16 protein-coding genes are annotated in these 17,544 nt (G+C 71.2%); 7 read left to right on the top strand and 9 right to left on the bottom strand.

What is annotated here, in order from left to right:
* Positions 1 to 13 precede the first annotated feature (13 nt).
* Positions 14 to 469 carry a VOC family protein gene (locus AB0M93_RS01845; RefSeq protein WP_364267154.1) on the top strand — a complete coding sequence of 152 codons (456 nt, stop codon included), beginning with the start codon at positions 14 to 16 and terminating at the stop codon, positions 467 to 469.
* A gap of 67 nt (positions 470 to 536) precedes the next feature.
* On the opposite strand, the gene AB0M93_RS01840 is transcribed toward AB0M93_RS01845, so the two are convergent.
* Entirely contained in the window at positions 537 to 3,095 is a 2,559-nt protein-coding gene (locus AB0M93_RS01840; RefSeq protein WP_364267151.1) for a pyruvate, phosphate dikinase, read from the bottom strand.
* A gap of 236 nt (positions 3,096 to 3,331) precedes the next feature.
* Here AB0M93_RS01840 and AB0M93_RS01835 point away from each other — a divergent pair, with 236 nt between their 5' ends.
* Entirely contained in the window at positions 3,332 to 4,330 is a 999-nt protein-coding gene (locus AB0M93_RS01835; protein WP_364267148.1) for a hypothetical protein, read from the top strand.
* 127 nt (positions 4,331 to 4,457) lie between these two features.
* Positions 4,458 to 5,981: a catalase gene (locus tag AB0M93_RS01830; RefSeq protein WP_364267145.1), complete on the top strand. Its 1,524-nt coding sequence runs from the start codon at positions 4,458 to 4,460 to the stop codon at positions 5,979 to 5,981.
* A gap of 46 nt (positions 5,982 to 6,027) precedes the next feature.
* Here AB0M93_RS01830 and AB0M93_RS01825 read toward each other — a convergent pair whose 3' ends face one another.
* A complete protein-coding gene (locus tag AB0M93_RS01825) occupies positions 6,028 to 6,588 on the bottom strand; it encodes an EF-hand domain-containing protein (protein ID WP_364267142.1) in 561 nt (186 codons plus the stop codon).
* Positions 6,589 to 6,786: 198 nt separating this feature from the next.
* On the opposite strand from AB0M93_RS01825, the gene AB0M93_RS01820 reads away from it, so the two are divergent.
* Both AB0M93_RS01820 and AB0M93_RS01815 read left to right on the top strand, forming a co-directional pair.
* Positions 6,787 to 9,117, top strand: coding sequence for a molybdopterin-dependent oxidoreductase (locus AB0M93_RS01820; RefSeq protein WP_364267139.1), 2,331 nt, complete (start codon positions 6,787 to 6,789; stop codon positions 9,115 to 9,117).
* Between the two features lie 63 nt (positions 9,118 to 9,180).
* Positions 9,181 to 9,732, top strand: coding sequence for an EF-hand domain-containing protein (locus AB0M93_RS01815; RefSeq protein ID WP_364267136.1), 552 nt, complete (start codon positions 9,181 to 9,183; stop codon positions 9,730 to 9,732).
* A gap of 9 nt (positions 9,733 to 9,741) precedes the next feature.
* Here AB0M93_RS01815 and AB0M93_RS01810 read toward each other — a convergent pair whose 3' ends face one another.
* Positions 9,742 to 10,806, bottom strand: coding sequence for an acyl-CoA dehydrogenase family protein (locus tag AB0M93_RS01810; protein WP_364267133.1), 1,065 nt, complete (start codon positions 10,804 to 10,806; stop codon positions 9,742 to 9,744).
* 89 nt (positions 10,807 to 10,895) lie between these two features.
* On the opposite strand from AB0M93_RS01810, the gene AB0M93_RS01805 reads away from it, so the two are divergent.
* Positions 10,896 to 11,801 (top strand): AraC family transcriptional regulator, encoded by a 906-nt coding sequence (locus AB0M93_RS01805; protein WP_364267130.1) that lies wholly within the window; start codon positions 10,896 to 10,898, stop codon positions 11,799 to 11,801.
* Between the two features lie 7 nt (positions 11,802 to 11,808).
* Here the strand turns inward: AB0M93_RS01805 and AB0M93_RS01800 are convergent, their stop codons facing one another.
* Positions 11,809 to 12,654, bottom strand: a complete 846-nt coding sequence (locus tag AB0M93_RS01800) for a helix-turn-helix transcriptional regulator (RefSeq protein ID WP_364267127.1) — start codon at positions 12,652 to 12,654, stop codon at positions 11,809 to 11,811.
* Between the two features lie 101 nt (positions 12,655 to 12,755).
* Here AB0M93_RS01800 and AB0M93_RS01795 point away from each other — a divergent pair, with 101 nt between their 5' ends.
* Complete coding sequence (locus AB0M93_RS01795) at positions 12,756 to 13,724, top strand: chlorophyllase (RefSeq protein WP_364267124.1); 969 nt, start codon at positions 12,756 to 12,758, stop codon at positions 13,722 to 13,724.
* Between the two features lie 22 nt (positions 13,725 to 13,746).
* Here AB0M93_RS01795 and AB0M93_RS01790 read toward each other — a convergent pair whose 3' ends face one another.
* The 5 genes from AB0M93_RS01790 to AB0M93_RS01770 are packed head-to-tail and all read right to left on the bottom strand — an operon-like array spanning position 13,747 to position 17,532.
* The gene (locus AB0M93_RS01790; RefSeq protein ID WP_364267121.1) at positions 13,747 to 14,250 is read right to left on the bottom strand and encodes a GNAT family N-acetyltransferase; all 504 of its coding nucleotides are present in this window, start codon (positions 14,248 to 14,250) and stop codon (positions 13,747 to 13,749) included.
* A gap of 29 nt (positions 14,251 to 14,279) precedes the next feature.
* Entirely contained in the window at positions 14,280 to 15,083 is an 804-nt protein-coding gene (locus tag AB0M93_RS01785; RefSeq protein ID WP_364267118.1) for an S-methyl-5'-thioadenosine phosphorylase, read from the bottom strand.
* Positions 15,056 to 16,270: a pyridoxal phosphate-dependent aminotransferase gene (locus tag AB0M93_RS01780; protein ID WP_364267115.1), complete on the bottom strand. Its 1,215-nt coding sequence runs from the start codon at positions 16,268 to 16,270 to the stop codon at positions 15,056 to 15,058. Before AB0M93_RS01780 ends, AB0M93_RS01785 begins: the two co-directional genes overlap by 28 nt.
* Positions 16,271 to 16,951: an acireductone synthase gene (gene mtnC, locus AB0M93_RS01775; protein ID WP_364267112.1), complete on the bottom strand. Its 681-nt coding sequence runs from the start codon at positions 16,949 to 16,951 to the stop codon at positions 16,271 to 16,273.
* On the bottom strand, positions 16,951 to 17,532 hold the full coding sequence (locus AB0M93_RS01770) for a cupin (protein ID WP_364267109.1): 582 nt from the start codon (positions 17,530 to 17,532) through the stop codon (positions 16,951 to 16,953). Before AB0M93_RS01770 ends, mtnC begins: the two co-directional genes overlap by 1 nt.
* Between the last annotated feature and the right edge of the window lie 12 nt (positions 17,533 to 17,544).

Raw genomic sequence — 17,544 nt, 5'->3', positions numbered from 1 at the left:
CTAGCTTGGCGCCATGACCATCAGCAACACTGTTCAGCTGGCCTCGGTTCGTGTCATCACCGAGGATCTACCACGCCTCCTCAGGTTCTATGAGGTGGTGACCGGGGCGACCGGCCAGTACCTGACCGACGACTTCGTCGAGCTGGTGACGCCGTCCGCCACCTTCGCCCTCAGCGCTCCAGGCCGGGTCGCGTTCATCACCGAGAACACGCCCCGGGCGGCGGCCAATGCCAGCGCCATCGTCGAGTTCCTGGTCGGCGACGTCGAAGCCCTTTTCGCCCGGCTCCAAGCCGAGTACGGCGACGACCTGGAGGTCGTCCAAGCCCCGGCCATGATGCCCTGGGGCAACTTGTCGGCCCTGATTCGCGACCCGGACGGAGCCCTGATCAATCTCTACACGCCGATAACGCCGCAGGCGCGGCGACTGCAAGCTGACCGCCGGCCGCAGATGTCGCCGCAACCCAGCTGACAACCGAGCATGGCGCGGTCTTGCTGGGCGACACGCAACGACCGTCGTCACCAACTCGTCGAGGCGATCACGCGGAAGCGAATTCGTCCGGGCTGCGTCTGCCACGGCGGCGCAGCCCGGCCTCGAGCCGGACGACCGGGACGCGGAACGGCGAGCAGGACACGTAGTCCAGCCCCACCTCGTGGAAGAACCCGATCGACGCCGGATCGCCACCGTGCTCGCCGCACACGCCCAGCACGAGATCCGGGCGAGCGGCACGCCCCGCGGCCACGGCGTCCGCGATGAGCTTGCCGACGCCGTCGCGGTCGATCGTCTCGAACGGGGACACCGCGAAGATGCCTTCGGCGAGGTAGGTGGGGAACACCGACGCTTCGACGTCGTCGCGGGAGAACCCCCACACCGTCTGGGTCAGGTCGTTGGTGCCGAAGGAGAAGAACTCCGCCGAACCGGCGATGCGGCCCGCGGTCACCGCGGCCCGGCGCAGCTCGATCATGGTGCCGATCTCGTACGGGAACTCCGCCCCGGCGGCGGCCCCGTCGAGGATCCGCCGCGCGCGGGCGGCCACGATGTCCAGCTCCCGCACGTCGCCGACCAGCGGGATCATGATCTCCACCCGCGGTTTCCCGCCCGCGCGGACGCGGATCGCGGCCGCTTCGGCGATGGCACGCACCTGCATCTCGTAGAGGCCCGGCACGACCAAGCCGAGCCGCACCCCGCGCGTGCCCAGTATGGGGTTCGCTTCGTGCAGCCGCTCGACCGCGCGCAACAGCTTTTCCGGCGCGTCCGGCCGGCCCAGCGCCCGGGCCACCGCCACTTCGGCGGTCAGCGCGGTGCGGTCGGTCAGGAACTCGTGCAGCGGCGAGTCCAGCAGCCGGATGGTCACCGGCAACCCGTCCATCTCCTCGAGGATCCCCACGAAGTCCGCGCGCTGCTGCGGCAGCAATGCCGCGAGCGCGGCTTCGCGTTCGGCGGCGGTCTCGGCGAGGATCAGCCGCTCGACCAGGACTCGCCGGTCACCATCGGCGTTCGCCCGCACCTCCAGCCGCCGCCGGGCATCGGCGTGGGTGGTGATCCGGTCGACGGCCTGCAGCAGGGCGTCGTTCCCGGGCGCACGGCGGCCTTCGAAGTAGTCGGCCACCGGGGACGGCACCACGGCCAGCTCCCCGAGGTAAACCTCGCCGGCGGTCCCGTCGATCGAGATCACGTCGCCCTCGGCGACGACCGTGCCGTCCGCGGTCGTGAACCGCCGGTTCGCCACGTCGAGGTCCAGGGACTCGGCCCCGCACACACAGGTCCGCCCCAGCCCGCGCGCCACGACGGCGGCGTGCGACGTCTTGCCGCCGCGGCTGGTCAGCACCCCGCGGGCGTGGATGAGCCCGTCGAGGTCGTCGGGGTTGGTCTCCCGCCGCACCAGGATGACCGCGGCCCCCTGCTCGGCCCGGCGCACCGCGGTGGCCGAGTCGAACACCGCCTCGCCGACCGCCGCGCCGGGGGACGCGGCGACACCGGTGGCGACGGGCGTGGTGGCGGTCTCGGCGAAGCGGGGGAACATCAGCTGGGCCAGCTGCGCGCCGGTGACCCGCCGCAGTGCCTCGTCGGCGTCGATCACGCCTTCTTCGCGCAGGGCCTCGGCGATGCGGAACGCGGCGGCCGCGGTGCGCTTGCCGACCCGGGTCTGCAGCATCCACAGCTTGCCGCGCTCGATGGTGAACTCGATGTCACACAGGTCGCGGTAGTGCTCCTCCAGCGTCCGCATGATCCTCATGAGCTGCTCGTAAGCCCGGGGCTGCAGGTCCGCGACCCGGTGCAGGGGCAGCGTGTTGCGGATGCCGGCCACGACGTCTTCGCCCTGGGCGTCGGCGAGGTAGTCGCCGTAGACGCCGGGCGCGCCGGTGGCCGGGTCCCGGGTGAACGCCACGCCCGTGCCGGCGTCCTCCCCGAGGTTGCCGAACACCATCGCGCACACGTTGACCGCGGTGCCGAGGTCCTCGGGGATGTGCTCGGCCCGGCGGTACACGTGGGCGCGGCCGGTGTTCCACGACTCGAACACCGACCGGATCGCCAGGTCCAGCTGTTCGCGCGGGTCCTGCGGGAACTCCCGGCCCGCCTGCTCGCGGACGATGTCCTTGAACGTGGCGGTCAGCGCACGCAGGTCTTCGGCGTCCAGGTCACCGGTGACGCCCTTGGCCTGCTTCGCCGCCCGCAGCGCGCCGCTCAAGTGCTCGTCGGCCACGCCCAGCACGGTCGTGCCGAACATCTGCACCAGCCGCCGGTAGGAGCCCCACGCCAGCCGCTCGTCCCCCGACCACGCGGCCAGCCCGGCCACCGAGTCGTCGGTCAGCCCGATGTCGAGGACGGTGTCCATCATCCCGGGCATCGAGATGCGCGCGCCGGAGCGGACCGAGACCAGCAGCGGCTCGTCCACCTGCCCGAGCTTGCGGCCCATCGCCCGTTCCAGCGCGTGCAGGTGCTCCCCCACCTCCGCGGCCAGCCCCTCGGGCGGCGCGCCGGTGGTCAGGTAGGCCCGGCACGCCTCGGTGGTGATGGTGAACCCCGGGGGCACCGGCAACCCCATCACCGTCATCTCGGCGAGGTTCGCGCCTTTGCCGCCGAGCAGGTCCGCCATGGCCCGGTTGCCCTCGGCGAAGTCGTACGGGTGGCCGTTGGTCCTCTTCCGGAGGGCTGTTGGTCCTCCCCGGCCACAGGCGGGGACGGGTGTGTTCCCTCACCCCGCCGCCGGGGAGTCCGGGCCGTCGCCCACCTTGGTGACCTTGTGCTCTTTCCGTGCCCTGCGCCGTTGGCGGATCCTCGCCTCTGAGCCATCTGATCCACAGTGCGCCGCGCCGCGGCGCAGGGGGGAACATGACGTCAGCCATCACACCGATCGGCCTGCTGGACTCCGACCAGGTGAAATCCGTGATCGGTGCCGCGGCGCTGGCCCCGTCGACGCACAACACGCAGCCGTGGCGGTTCCGCTGCACGCCCGTGGGCCTCGAGCTGCACGCCGACCCGGAGCGAGCGCTCCCGGTCGTCGACGCGGACCAGCGGGAGCTGCTGCTGTCCTGCGGCGCCGCGCTGTTCAACCTGCGCACCGCCATCCAGGCGCTGGGCGCTCACCCGGCCACGACCTTGCTGCCCCGCCGTGACCAGCCGAACCTGCTGGCCGTCGTCCGGCCCTTCTCCGCACGCAAACCCGACCCGCGGCTCGTCGAACTGGCCGACGCCATCCCCCGCCGGCACACCAACCGCACCCCGTTCGAAAGGGCCGTCATCCCCGCCGCCACGGTCACCAGGCTCCGCCACGCGGCCGAGCTCGAGCAGGCCTGGCTACCCCGGATGGACGCGGTCCAGCTGCACCGGCTCCGGGAACTGGTCAACAAGAGCCACCACGCCCAGCTCGCCGATCCGGCCTTCGTCGCCGAGTGGCGGTACTGGACCGGACGCGACTGCACCAGCCGCGGCGGCGTCCCCGACTACGCCGCCGGCGCGATGCCCGCCGACGACGGCGGCTGGATCCTGCGGGACTTCGGCACCCAGGCCACGCCCCCGCGCGGCCGGATCGACGAAGCCGACCCGCTCGTCGTGATCATCGGCTCCTTCGACGACACCCGGCTCGACCGGATCCGGGCCGGGCAAGCCATGCAGCGAGTCCTGCTGACGGCCACCGCCGCCGGGCTCGACGCGTCGGTCATCTCCCAGCCGGTCGAAGTCCCCGACGTCCGCAACGAACTGCGTGACCTCCTCGGCAGCGGGCTGTGGCCGCAGATCGTCCTGCGCCTGGGCCGGGGCAGGCCGGTGGCGTGGACGCCGCGGCGCTCACTGGCCGACGTCCTGCTGGAGCCGGACCAGCGCACCGCATGACGGCGACGGTCAGCCACCTGTGGTTCGTCGACAGGGCAAAGCGTTTCGGCCGGGCGGGATCGGGTACGCGATCAACTGGGCAGTTGGCACGGCTGTCGCCCTACGCTTGCCGCGAAAGAGGAGCACAGTGACCCAGAGTCGCCCCGAACCGACCACCACCGACGCGGGAATCCCCGTCGAGAGCGACGAACACTCCCTGACCGTCGGTCCCGACGGCCCGATCCTGTTGCACGACAACTACCTCATCGAACAGATGGCGCAGTTCAACCGCGAACGCGTCCCCGAGCGGCAGCCGCACGCGAAGGGCAGTGGCGCGTTCGGCCGGTTCGAGACGACCGGCGACGTCAGTCCGTACACCAAGGCGGCGGTGTTCCAGCCGGGCACGAAGACCGACCTGCTGGTGCGGTTCTCCACCGTCGCCGGCGAGCGCGGCAGCCCCGACACCTGGCGCGATCCGCGCGGCTTCGCGGTGAAGTTCTACACCAGCGAAGGCAACTACGACATGGTCGGCAACAACACCCCGGTCTTCTTCGTCCGGGACCCGCTGAAGTTCCAGCACTTCATCCGGTCGCAGAAACGCCGGGCCGACAACAACCTGCGCGACCACGACATGCAGTGGGACTTCTGGACGCTGTCGCCGGAGTCGGCGCACCAGGTGACGTGGCTGATGGGCGACCGCGGGATCCCGCGCACCTGGCGGCACATGAACGGCTACAGCTCGCACACCTACATGTGGGTCAACGCCGCGGGTGAACGCTTCTGGGTGAAGTACCACTTCAAGACCGACCAGGGCGTCGAGTGCTTCACCCAGGACGAAGCCGACCAGATGGCCTCGGCCGACACCGACTACCACACCCGCGACCTGTACGAGTCGATCGAGCGCGGCGACCACCCGAGCTGGACGCTGAAGGTGCAGGTCATGCCGTTCGACGACGCCAAGACCTACCGCTTCAACCCCTTCGACCTGACAAAGGTGTGGCCGCACGGCGATTACCCGCTGATCGACGTCGGCCGGATGACGCTCGACCGCAACCCGACCGACCACCACACCGAGATCGAACAGGCCGCGTTCGAGCCGAGCAACCTGGTGCCGGGGATCGGCGCCAGCCCGGACAAAATGCTGCTGGGCAGGCTGTTCTCCTACCCGGACGCCCACCGCTACCGGATCGGCGCCAACTACAAGCAGCTGCCGGTCAACGCCCCCGTCGCGCCCGTGCACAGCTACAGCAAGGACGGCGCGATGCGCCACACCAAGGTCTCCGACCCGGTGTACGCCCCGAACTCGAAGGGCGGCCCGAGCGCCGACACGGCACGGTACGGGACCCCCGCGGGCTGGCACACCGACGGCGACATGGTCCGGACGGCGTACACGCTGCGCGAGGACGACGACGACTGGGGCCAGGCCGGCACGATGGTCCGCGAGGTGCTGGACGACGACCAGCGCGAGCGGCTGGTCGACAACATCGTCGGGCACCTGCTCAACGGCGTGTCCGAGCCGGTGCTGACGCGGGCGTTCGGCTACTGGCGCAACGTCGACAAGGACCTCGGCGACCGGATCGAGTCCGGTGTCCGGGCCAAGCAGGACGAGAAGGACCCGAAAGCCGCCGACCAGGGCAACCCGGCCCGGTCGAGCATGCAGGACAAGGCCTGACCCCACCGCCGGTCTCCGGGAGTTGGCGCGTGACGCGGCTTCGACGTCAGGTGAAGGAGCGGCCCATCCACCAGTTGCCGGGGGCGTCCGGGTCGGTGCTCGACCAGAATTCCACGCAGGCGCGGGTGAATTCCCCGGCGGTGAGGTGGCCGTCGCCGTCGGTGTCCAGGTGCGCGAACGCCTCGCCGACTTCGGCTTCGGTCAGCCCGGGAAAGTGCCCGCGCTGGAACACCAGGAATTCGGCGAGGGTGACGCGACCGTCGGCGTCGGTGTCGGCGATGGCCAGGAACGCCTCGGCGAGCGCGCCGAGGCCGGCCTGCGCGGCATCGGGGTCGTCGGCCAGCGAACCGGTCGAGGCGATGAACTGCTCGCGGGAGATGGCGTCGCCGCCGCCGGGGATGTGGGGCAGGTGCAGCTCGCGCCAGATGCGCAGGTAGGCGTCGATGATGGTCTGCTCCTGCGGCGAGCCGGGGCCATGGCCGAGGGCTTCGGCGGCACGCCGGCCCATCAGGACGTGGTCCCGTTCGGTGAGCAGCCCGTCGCCGTCGACGTCCAGGTGCGAAAACCCGTGTTCGATCTTGGCTTTCAGCAGATCGGTGACCGGCACGAACTCTCCCGGCGTGGTCGGTGGAGGCGGACGGCATTCAGGGTGCCGCCGTCGCGAGCCGCCGGACAAGCACCGAACGGGTCCCGAGCCGCCACGACCGAGTGATGTCCGAAGCCGCAACGAGTAACGCTGCCGCGTCCCGGCCGGGGTATCTTCCGTTGGGACACACCACTCCGGCGGGAATGGAGTTGATGCGTGATGGAACGACGCGTGTCGGTGGCGACGCACTGGGGTAGTTTCGTCGCCGTCGTCGACTCCGGCCGGTTGGTGCGCATCGAGCCGAGGCACGACGACCCCGCGCCGTCGCCCATCGGTCCCGGAATGGTGACCGCCGCCGACGACAACGCTCGCGTGCTGCGCCCCGCGGTGCGCCGGGGCTGGCTGAACGGTGAGCCTCGCGCCGACGGCGCGGCCCGGGGCGCGGACGCCTTCGTGGAGGTGAGCTGGGACGAGGCGATCACGCTGGTGAGCGAGGAACTCCGCCGAGTTCGTGACCGCCACGGGAACAGCGCGGTGTTCGGCGGGTCCTACGGCTGGGCGAGTGCGGGCAGGTTCCACAACGCGCAGGGGCAGCTCCACCGGTTCCTGGCGTTGGGCGGCGGCTACACCGACTCCCGCAACACCTACAGCACCGCGGCGCTGGAGGTCATCCTCCCCCACGTGATCGGCGGTCATCCGTGGAGCTACCAGAGCCGGATGCCGATGTGGGACGCCATCGCCGAAAACTGTGAACTGGTGGTGGCGTTCGGCGGCCTGGCCCTGAAGAACAGCCAGATCAACCCCGGCGGGCTGGTCAAGCACCGCACGCAGGAACTGCTGCGCCGGTGCCGCGCGGCCGGGGTGCGGTTCGTGAACATCAGTCCGCTCCGCAGCGACGTCGCCGGCTTCGCCGACGCCGAGTGGCTGCCCGTCGTCCCCGGCACCGACACTGCCGCGATGCTCGGCATCGCCCACACGATGCTGGTCAACGGGTGGCACGACGAGGATTTCCTGCACCGCTGCTGCACCGGGTTCGACCGCTTCGCCGCCTACCTGACCGGCGAGCTCGACGGCGTCCGGAAGGACGCGGCCTGGGCGGCGGAGATCACGGGCATCGGCCGCGACGCGCTCGTCGACCTCGCCCGGCGTCTCACCAGCCGACGTTCTCTCGTCATGGTCAACTACGCGGTGCAGCGGGGACACCACGGCGAACAACCGGTCTGGATGTCGGTCGTGCTGGCCGCCATGGCCGGTTCGCTGGGGCGGCCCGGGTGCGGCTGGGGCACGGGTTACGCGACGATGGACGCGACCGGCGTGGCCGAGGACCGCGCCTTCGTCGCGTCGGTACCGGAGGTGGCCAACCCGGTCCCGGATTTCATCCCCGTCGCGAGGATCGCCGACACGCTGCTGCATCCGGGCGAGGTGATCGACTACGACGGCCGTCGCCTCACGTTGCCCGAGCTCCGCCTGATCTACTGGTGCGGCGGGAACCCGTTCCACCACCACCAGGACCTCCACCGGCTGGCCCGCGCCTGGCAGGTCCCGGACACGGTGGTGGTGCACGAAGCCTGGTGGAACACGTCGGCGAAGTTCGCCGACATCGTCCTGCCCGTCGCCACCAGCCTGGAGCGGGACGACTTCGCCGCCGGGTTTTCCGACCCCCACCTCATCGCGATGCCGAAAGCCCGCGAGCCGGCGGGCGAGTCGCGCACCGATCACGCGATCTTCGCGGCCTTGGCCGCCCGGCTCGGGTTCGAGCGGGAGTTCACGGAGTCGCGCTCGGAAATGGAATGGGTCCGGCACCTTTACGAGCAGACGCGGGAAAAACTCGGCGACGATGCCGCTTTACCGGGCTTCGAAGACTTCTGGCGAAGCTCCACCGCTGAGCTGCCGGCGTCTACCGGACCGTATCCCGGCAGTTTCGAAGCCCTGCGCGCCGATCCGCGGCAGTTCCCCCTCACGACGCCGTCAGGCCGGATCGAGATCTTCTCCGAAGAGATCGACTCGTTCGGGTACGACGACTGCGCCGGGCACCCGAAGTGGTTCGAGCCGGCGGAGTGGCTGCGTGCCGATCTGTCGGACCGGTTCCCGCTGCACCTGATCTCGAACCAGCCCGCGTCGCGCCTGCACAGCCAGTACGACAACGGGGGTCACAGCCTCGGTTCGAAGATCCACGGCCGTGAGCCGGCGACGATCAATCCCTCGGACGCCGCGGCGCGCGGCATTGAAAGCGGCATGATCGTGCGCGTGTACAACGACCGGGGAAGCTGCCTCGCGGGCGTGATCCTGTCGGACGACGTCATGCCGGGTGTCGTGCAGCTGTCCACCGGGGCGTGGTGGGATCCGGTCCAGCCGGGGCAGAGCGGAACGCTGGACCGCCACGGCAACCCGAACGTCCTCACCGCGGACCGGCCGTGCTCGCGGCTGTCCCAAGGACCGAGTGCCCTCAGCGCGCTGGTCGACGTCGAGCGCTACGACGGCCCCCTTCCCGATGTGCTCGCCTTCGCACCCCCACGTCTCGTGCCGCCCAGGAGCCACCCGAACGCGTGACCCGCTTTCACCTTCGGGTCCAACGCTGGACATCACTTGCCGGCGTGCCTAGTTTTCGTGGCCATGACCGAAGTCAGGGAACTCAAGTACCGCCAGTGGTTCAGGGGCGCCGACGTCGACGGCGACGGGGTGATCACGCGTCAGGACGTCCGGTTGATGGGCGAGCGCTACATCGCCGCCCGTGGCGCCGTGCCGGAGGCCGCGACCGCCCGGCGGCTGACCGAGGGCCTGGACACGTTCTGGGCCAACGTGATCGCGCCGATGGACCAGGACGGCGACGGCCAAGTCGATCTGCGGGAGATGACCGAGGGGTTCCGGCGGGCGCTGGCCGACCCCGCCCTGTACTCACAGCAGGTCGGCCCGGTGGCCGACTGCTACTTCGACCTGATCGACCTCGACGGTGACGACCGGATCGACCGGGCCGAGTTCGCGGAAATCTTCGGCCAGGCGGGCAATGTGTCCCCGGAGGACTGTGCCGCGGTCTTCACCGCACTGGACCTGGACGGCTCGGGCGGCCTGGATCGAGCCGAATTCCACCAGGCACTGATGGAGTTCTTCTACGGCGAAGACCCGAGCGCCCCCGCGACGCACCTGTTCGGCAGGATCCCCGGCTGACCGCGCCGGTCAGTGGTCCGCCGGGACCAGGGCCGTGCCCAGGTTTTCCACCGCGAGGTACGGGTTGAGGTGCGGGTGCCTGCTGCCGACGGCCACGTCGCGCCAGAACCGCTGCAGCACGTTCGACGTCGCGAAACCGCTCGGACCGTGCAGGTCGAGCATCCGCTCGACGGCGGCCCGGCAGTCCCGCCCGGCGTCGGCGAGGGCCATGCGCAGCCGCGGGCCGTCCGCCGGGAACAGCTCCGCCGAGCTCGCCTCGCGGGCGACCTCGAGCATCGTCTTCTCGGCGCGGTCCACCAGGTAGCCGGCCTCCGCCAGCCAATGCCGGGCCCCCGCCGACTCCCCCATGCGCGAGTACGCCGTCATGAACGGCTTGCGGTCCGAGGCGAACATCGCGGTGACGGCGTCGAACGCCCCTTGGGCGGCACCCACCACCGGTCCGAGCACCGTGCTGGCGTACAGCATCGCGTCTCCCAGGGGGAACGGTGACGCCGCCGCGATCCGCTCGGCCGGCACGAAGACGCCGTCGGCGACCAAGGTGTGGCTGCCGGTGCCGCGCATGCCCGCCATGTCCCAGGTGCGCTCGACGACGAGGTCGGCCGTCGGCACCAGCGCGAAGGAGAACTCGCCGTCGACCAGCACCGCGAGCGTGGCCCAGACCGCGTCTTCACAGCCCGAGACGTTCGGCCAGCGGCCGGTGACGCGCACCCCGTCCGGTACCCGCTCGCCCCGCGCGCCGGGCACCCCCGACCCGCAGAACAGCGCATCCGGATCGGCGAAGAACTCCGACGTCACGGAACCGGTGAAGGCGCGGGCGGCGAGGTTCTTGGATGTGACGCAGGTCCCGGCGATCCACGCGGTGGACGGGCAGGCCCGCCCGAGGCCGGTCAGCCGGCGCGCGACGGTCTCCGCGTCCGCCCATTCCCCGTGGTGCGCGTGCGGGGTCCGCCAGGCGAAGACGCCGTCCTCGCGCAGAGCGGCCAGGCCTTCGCCGGCCGGCCGCTCGTTCTCTTCCGCTTTCCCGGCGTGGGCGCGCAGGACGTCAAGGGTTCCGGCGTTCGCGTATTCGATCACTCCACCGACTCAATCACCGGGCGCGCGCGGCGTGCCATGCGCCGGCGGCCCCGGTTCATACGCGGTTGTGCGCCGGTAGCATCGCCGGTATGGACCTGATCAGCGAGGTGATCCGCACCGTGCGGGTCGGGAGCGCCGGCGCTCGCCTGATCGGGCGGCCCCCTTCGGCGGGCCTGCGGTTCGCCGCGTTCGACGGCAGCGGGTTCCACATCATCACGCGCGGCACCTGCTGGCTGATCGGCCACGACGAGCCCGTCGCCCTGCGCCCGGGTGACGTCGTGCTCACCTCGTCCGGCGCCGAGCACGGGCTCAGCCACACGCCCCGCGCGCTGGCGGACATCCCGCTCTTCGAGCCGGGCGCGCACCCGACGGGCCCGGAGCCCGCGTCGTTCGAGTTCCTGTGCGGGGCCTACCGGCTCGACCACGGCCAGGCGCCCCAGTACCTGCGCGCGCTGCCCGACCTCATCGCGCTGTCGCCGGATTACGACCGCCACCCGGAGCTGCGCTCCCTGATCGACCTCCTCCTCGCCGACGTCGCCGCGGCCCGGCCGGGTTCCGGCGCGACGCGGCGGGCGCTGCTGGACCTGATCCTCGTCCAGGTCCTCCGCCAGTGGCACGAGCGGGACACCGCGGCCGGGTGGCCCGAGGTCACCCACCCCGGGATCGCCGCCGCGCTGCGCGAGATCCACGAAAACCCGCAGCGGCCGTGGACGGTGGGCCGGCTGAGCGAGGTCGCGGGGATGCCCCGCACCGCCTTCTCCCGGCAGTTCACCACCGCGGTGGGCCGGCCGCCGATGAGCTACCTGACCGGCTGGCGGCTCGGTCACGCCGCCCGGCTGCTGCGGGAAACCGACGCCTCGCTGGCGAGCATCGCCCCGCGGGTCGGGTACTCGACCGAGTTCGCCTTCTCGGCCGCCTTCCGCCGCGAGTACGGCGTCTCGCCGGGCCGGTTCCGCAGTGCACGGCCCACCCGCACCACCGCCGACGTCCACTGACCGGCCGTCACTCGGCCTCGAGGAACTGCTGGGTGCCGATCACGCGGAGCAGCTCGAGCTTCTCCGCGGCGTCCGTGCCCTCCAGCGGCAGCAGGATCCGGATCCTCAGCCCCGCCTCGGGCAGCACGAGCAGCCGGCACCGCAACCGGATGACCCCCACCGCGGGGTGGTGGACGTCCTTGAGGTCGGCGTGCCGGACGGCGACGTCGTGCCGCTCCCACAGCGTGCGGAATTCCTCGCTGTGCGCGGCGAGGTCTTCGACCAGCCTCGTGATCTCGTCGTCCTCGCCGCGGCGGGAGTACGTGGCGCGAAGGTCGCTGACGTGCGCCGCCGACAGGCGGGCCCGATCGGCCTCCGGAACGTGCGCCCGGGACTCCTCGCGGGTGAACCAGCGCCGGTAGACGTTGTTTTCCCCGCCGCGGCGAAGCTCGGTACGGCACGCCACCGCGTCGTCGAGGGCATTGGTGTGGAGCACGTCGCCGACCTCGTTGCAGACGCACGCCGGCAGGTCGTCGAGGTGCGCGACGAGCTGACGCAGACCGGGGTCGAGCCGGCGTCCGACCTGGCGCGGCGGGGTGGGCACGCCGGCGAGGCGGAACAGGTGGTCCTTCTCGTCGGGGGTGCACCGCAGCGCGCGGGCTAGGGCGACCACCACCTGCTCCGAGGGGTTGGAACCGCGTGCCTGTTCCAGCCGGGCGTAGAAGTCGCTCGACAACCCCGCCAGCACCGCGACCTCCTCGCGCCGGAGGCCGGGTGTCCGTCGGCGCACCGTTTCCGGCAGGCCCACTTCCGACGGCGAGAGCCCTTCCCGCCGCCGGCGCAGGAATTCGGCGAGGCCGGGCCGGTCGATCATGGCCCCAGCATGCTCGCCCGGCCGAGGCCGCGTCCAGGACCGGGTCGGTCCCGGATGAACCGGCCCTGCCCGAACCCGGTTTCCGGCCACAAGCTGACCCCATGGAGAACAACTACGTCCGGCTCGCCCGGCGCATCCCGGTTCCCGACGCGGTCCCGGCCGTCTCGGTCAACCCCGTCACCCTCCCGGCGCCCGGCCGCGGCCTCCCGCTGGAGCTGCGGGTCACGGCGCCCCTGCGGGGTGACGCCCTGCCGATCGTGCTCCTGTCCCACGGCGGCGGGAGCTCGCACTACCTGAAGTCGAAGGACGGCTACGCTCCGCTGACCGACTTCTACGCGAGCCACGGGTTCGCCGTCCTCCAGCCGACCCACCTGAGCTCGCCCAGCGGCGGGCTCGGCCTCGACGAGGCCGCACCGGGCCATCCGCTGTTCCGGCGCTCGCGGATCGACGACTTCGTGCTGATCCTCGACCACCTGGCCGCCATCGAGGCCCAGGCGCCAGTCGTCGCCGGACGGCTCGACCCGGCGCGCGTCGCGGCCGTCGGGCACTCCGCCGGCGGCAACACCGTCAGCGCGCTGCTCGGCGCCCGGGCCGGCGTCGACCTGCGTGACGCGCGCATCAAGGCCGGAGTGCTGCTCGCCTCGCCCGGCAGCGCCGAGGGCATGACCGAAACCATGCGCACGCGGTACCCCGAACTCGAAACCGACTTCTCCCACCTGGCCACGCGGACTCTCGTCGTCTACGGCGACGAAGACGACAACCCCGTCGCCACCACCCGAGGCTCCGGCTGGCACGCCGAGCCCTACCACCTCAGCCCCGGCGCGGACGCGCTGCTGGTCCTCCCGGGCGCGAAGCACTACCTCGGCGGCGTCATGGGCTACAGCCTGGCCGAGACCGACGACGAAGACCCCGAACGGCTGGCGGTCACCCAGCGCATGACGTGGGCCTACCTGTGGTCCGCGCTGCACGACGGCCACCCGGCGTGGCAGCGGGCCACCGAAGCGATCCGCGCCGCCCCTTCGCTCGGCCGGGTGCGGACCAAGGACCGCAGGCGGACCGGGCAACCGTGATCACCGGTCGCTGCGAGCTTGGTCAGCCGGTGGGGATTTCGTGGTTGGAGAAGTAGGGGGCGGTGAAGGGCAGGTCGTTGGTGAGCCAGTGGCGGAGGGCGCGGTGGAGCTTGCCGTAGTAGCCCTCGTCGTAGGCGGGTGGGGTGACCCACCAGCTGACGTCGACGTCGTGGTGCACCAACTCCTCGGTGAGGGGGGTGCGGCGGCCCATCGGGTAGAGGTAGACGCAGCCCAGGTAGCGATTATCGGCGTCATAAATCGCGTACGTGTATGAGCCGCCGTCACGGAATTCGCATTCGTGCCAGACCAGGTCGACGTAGTTGTGGTCTTCGGTGACGGGGTCGGTGGGCCAGTCGCCGCCGCGGGTGCGGCGGATGAGGTCCAGGCTGGCGTTGATGCCGCGGACGTCTTCCGTCAGGTCCGCGCGGGAGATGGCGCGGATTTCCACGTCTTCGTAGCTGAGATTCTCGGGCACCGGGTGGTCGGCCGGCACGTTGAGTGCCTTGACGAACTCTCGGTAGTCCAACGCTTCTCCTCCAGGTCGGCCGCGCACGTTTACGGCAGTTCGATCGGAATGGTAAGGCCGTCGTGGGCGTGGGCGCACCGGCAGTCGCGCTGGGGGCCGAGTTCGGCGACGGTGCGCAACACCAGATTGCGGAGGTGTTCGATGTTCTCCGAAAAGACCTTGAAGACTTCGTCCTGGGCTACGCCGTGGTCTTCTTCCAGGCCGGCGTCGAGGTCGGTGACGAGGGCGATGGAGGTGTAGCACATGGCCAGTTCGCGGGCGAGGGACGCCTCCGGCAGGCCGGTCATGTTGATCAGGGACCAGCCCTGGGCGGCGTAGTACTGGGACTCGGCGCGGGTGGAGAACCGCGGGCCGTTGATGACGACCATGGTGCCACCGTCCACAAGGGACTGGTCGGCCGCGGCGGCGGTCTTCACGACGGCGGCGCGGCCGTCGGGGCAGTAGGGGTCGGCGAAGCCGACGTGCACGGCGCCGGTGTCGAAGTAGCTGGCGACGCGGTTGGAGGTGCGGTCGACCAGCTGGTCCGGGAGGACGAAGGTGCCGGGGCCGAGTTCGGGGCGCAGGGAACCCACGGCGCAGGGGCCGAGAACCTGGCGCACGCCGAGGGACCGCAGGGCCCAGAGGTTCGCCCGGTAGTTGATCACGTGGGCGGGGTGGCGGTGGTTGCGGCCGTGGCGGGGCAGGAAGACCACCTCGCGCTCGCCGACGGTGCCACGCACCAGGAGATCCGACGGCTCCCCGTACGGAGTCTCGACACTGACCTGCTCAGCGTCCTCCAGCAGCGAGTACAGCCCGCTGCCGCCGATTACGCCGACCGGCGTGCTGGCCTCCATCGCGAAGCTCCTTCCTGGCGGTCGGCCGCGAAGGCGGCCAGCCTGCTGGCCGCGGTGGAGATCACCGCGGGGGTCTTGCAGAACGCGAACCGGACGAGTTCCCGCCCGGCCTCGGGGTCGGCGTAGAACGCCGCGCTGGGAATGGCGACCACCCCGGCCTGTACCGCCAGATCCTGGCACAGTCCGGTGCCGTCCCGGTAGCCGACGGACCGGGCGTCGGCCTGCAGGAAGTACGTTCCCTGGCAGGAGAAGCAGTGCCAGCCGGCGGCGGACAGCGCATCCCGCAACGTGTCCCGGGCGAGGCACAGCCGGGCGCGGAGGTCGTCCAGCCAGGCGTGCCGGTCGGGCAGCACGGCGGCGACCGCGTGCTGGAACGGGGTACCGCCGGCGAAGGTCAGGTACTGCTTGACGGTGCGCACCGCGGCGATCATCCGCGACGGACCGCAGACCCAGCCCACCTTCCAGCCGGTGGCGTTGAACGTCTTGCCGGCGCTCGAAATCGTGAGCGTGCGGTCGGCCATCCCGGGCAAGGACGCCAGCGGGACGTGCCGGACGCCGTCGAAGACCAGGTGCTCGTAGACCTCGTCGGCGATGGCGATCAGGTTGTGGCGCACGCAGATCGCGGCGATCTGAGCCAGTTCGTCAGCCGTGAACACCGTGCCGGTGGGGTTGTGCGGGGTGTTGACCAGGATCGCGCGGGTGCGCGGGGTGATCGCGGCGGCCAGCTCGTCGGGGTCGAAGGTGAACCGGTCGTGCACGGGCCGGAGGCGCACGGTCCGGCGGTGCGCGTCGGCAAGGGCGATGGCGGCGCCGTAGGAGTCGTAGAACGGTTCGAACACCACGACTTCGTCGCCCGGTGGCACCAGAGCGGCGATCGCGGCGGCGATGGCCTCGGTCGCGCCCGCGGTGACCAGGATTTCGGTGTCCGGGTCGTACGGCGTGCCGTAGTCGGCCGACCGCTGCTCGGCGATCGCGGTGTGCAGGGCCGGAACCCCGGGCAGCGGCGGGTACTGGTTGTGCCCGGCACGCACCGCGTCGGCCGCCGCGGCGAGGAGCTCGGGCGGCCCGTCGGTGTCCGGGAAGCCCTGGCCGAGGTTGAGCGCGCCGGTGCGGTGGGCCAGCAGGGTCATCTCGGTGAAGATCGTGCTGCCGAAGCCCGCGAACCGCGGCACGAGTGGATCGCTCACCTAGGCCACCTCCGTTGCCACATCAAGCTCGGCGAGGTCGGCGACCACCGGGTGCGCGCCGAATTCGGTCACGCAGCCGGGCCGGCGGACGCCGACGGCCCGCCAGCCCGCGGTCCGTGCTGCGTCCAGCTCGGCCCGGGCGTCGGAGTAGAACAGGATCTCGCCGGGCGGGATGCCGATCTCGCCGGCGATCCGCCGGTAGGAGGCCGGTTCCTTCTTGGGACCACCGGAAACCGTGTCGAAGTGGCCGGACAGGTACCCGGTCAGGTCGCCGGAGTTCGTGCGGGAGAACCACAGCCGCTGGGCGAGCACCGAGCCGGACGAGTAGATCCAGCACCGAAGCCCGCGCTCGGTCCACGAAACCAGCGCGGGCGGCAGGTCCGGGTAGACCTCGCCGGTGAGCTCACCGGACAGGAAGCCCTGCTCCCAGATCAGCCCGTGCAGCGTCTTCAGCGGACTGTGCTTGGCGTTGCCGTCGTGCCAGCCGAGCAGGGTACGCACCACGTGGTTCAGGCCGGCGTCCCCATCGAGCTGCCGCAGCACCTCGGCCACCACGGTCTCCGCCCGGCCCTGCCGGACCCAGGCCTCGATCCGGTCGCGGGCATAGGGGAACAGCACGTCGTGCACCGCGGACAGCGGGCTGACCGTGCCCTCGATGTCCAGGACGACCGCGCCGGTCATCAGCTCGGCGCCGGAGCGAGCAGCTCGTCGAGCGTCGGCATCCGGTTCGAGATGGGGTCACCGGTGAAGCCGGCCACCCAGCCGTCCGCCTCCTGGAAGAACCGGATGGCGCAGAAGTACGGCCGGGTGCCCATGTCGAACCAGTGCGTGGTGCCGGCCGGCACCGACATCAGGTCGCCCTCGGTGCACACCACGGCGTAGACCTTGCCGTCCAGGTGCAGGTAGAAACATCCGCTGCCCTCGACGAAGAACCGCACCTCGTCCTCGTCGTGCGTGTGCTCCTCGAGGAACTTCGTCCGGGCCGCCTGCGCCTTGGCCGGCCACTCCGGGTCGGAGTCGTCGGGCACCAGACGGACCACGTCGACGATCGGGTACGACCCCTCCGCCGACACACGCTCCACTTCGGACGCGTAGGCGGCGAGCACCTGCTCCTGCCCGGCGTCGCCGGTCAGCGGGACCGTCGCCCACCGCTCCATCCGGATGCCGTACGGGGCGAGCTCGGCGGCGATCTCGGTGATGTCCTCGGTGCGCAGCACCACGTTCGCACCGTCGTCCGCCGGCATGACCTGGAGCAAGGTCATGGCGTCCTCCTT

It is taken from the genome of Amycolatopsis sp. NPDC051102, assembly GCF_040682815.1.
In the GTDB taxonomy this organism is placed as follows: domain Bacteria; phylum Actinomycetota; class Actinomycetes; order Mycobacteriales; family Pseudonocardiaceae; genus Amycolatopsis.
This window is presented reverse-complemented; position numbering and strand designations above follow the sequence as displayed.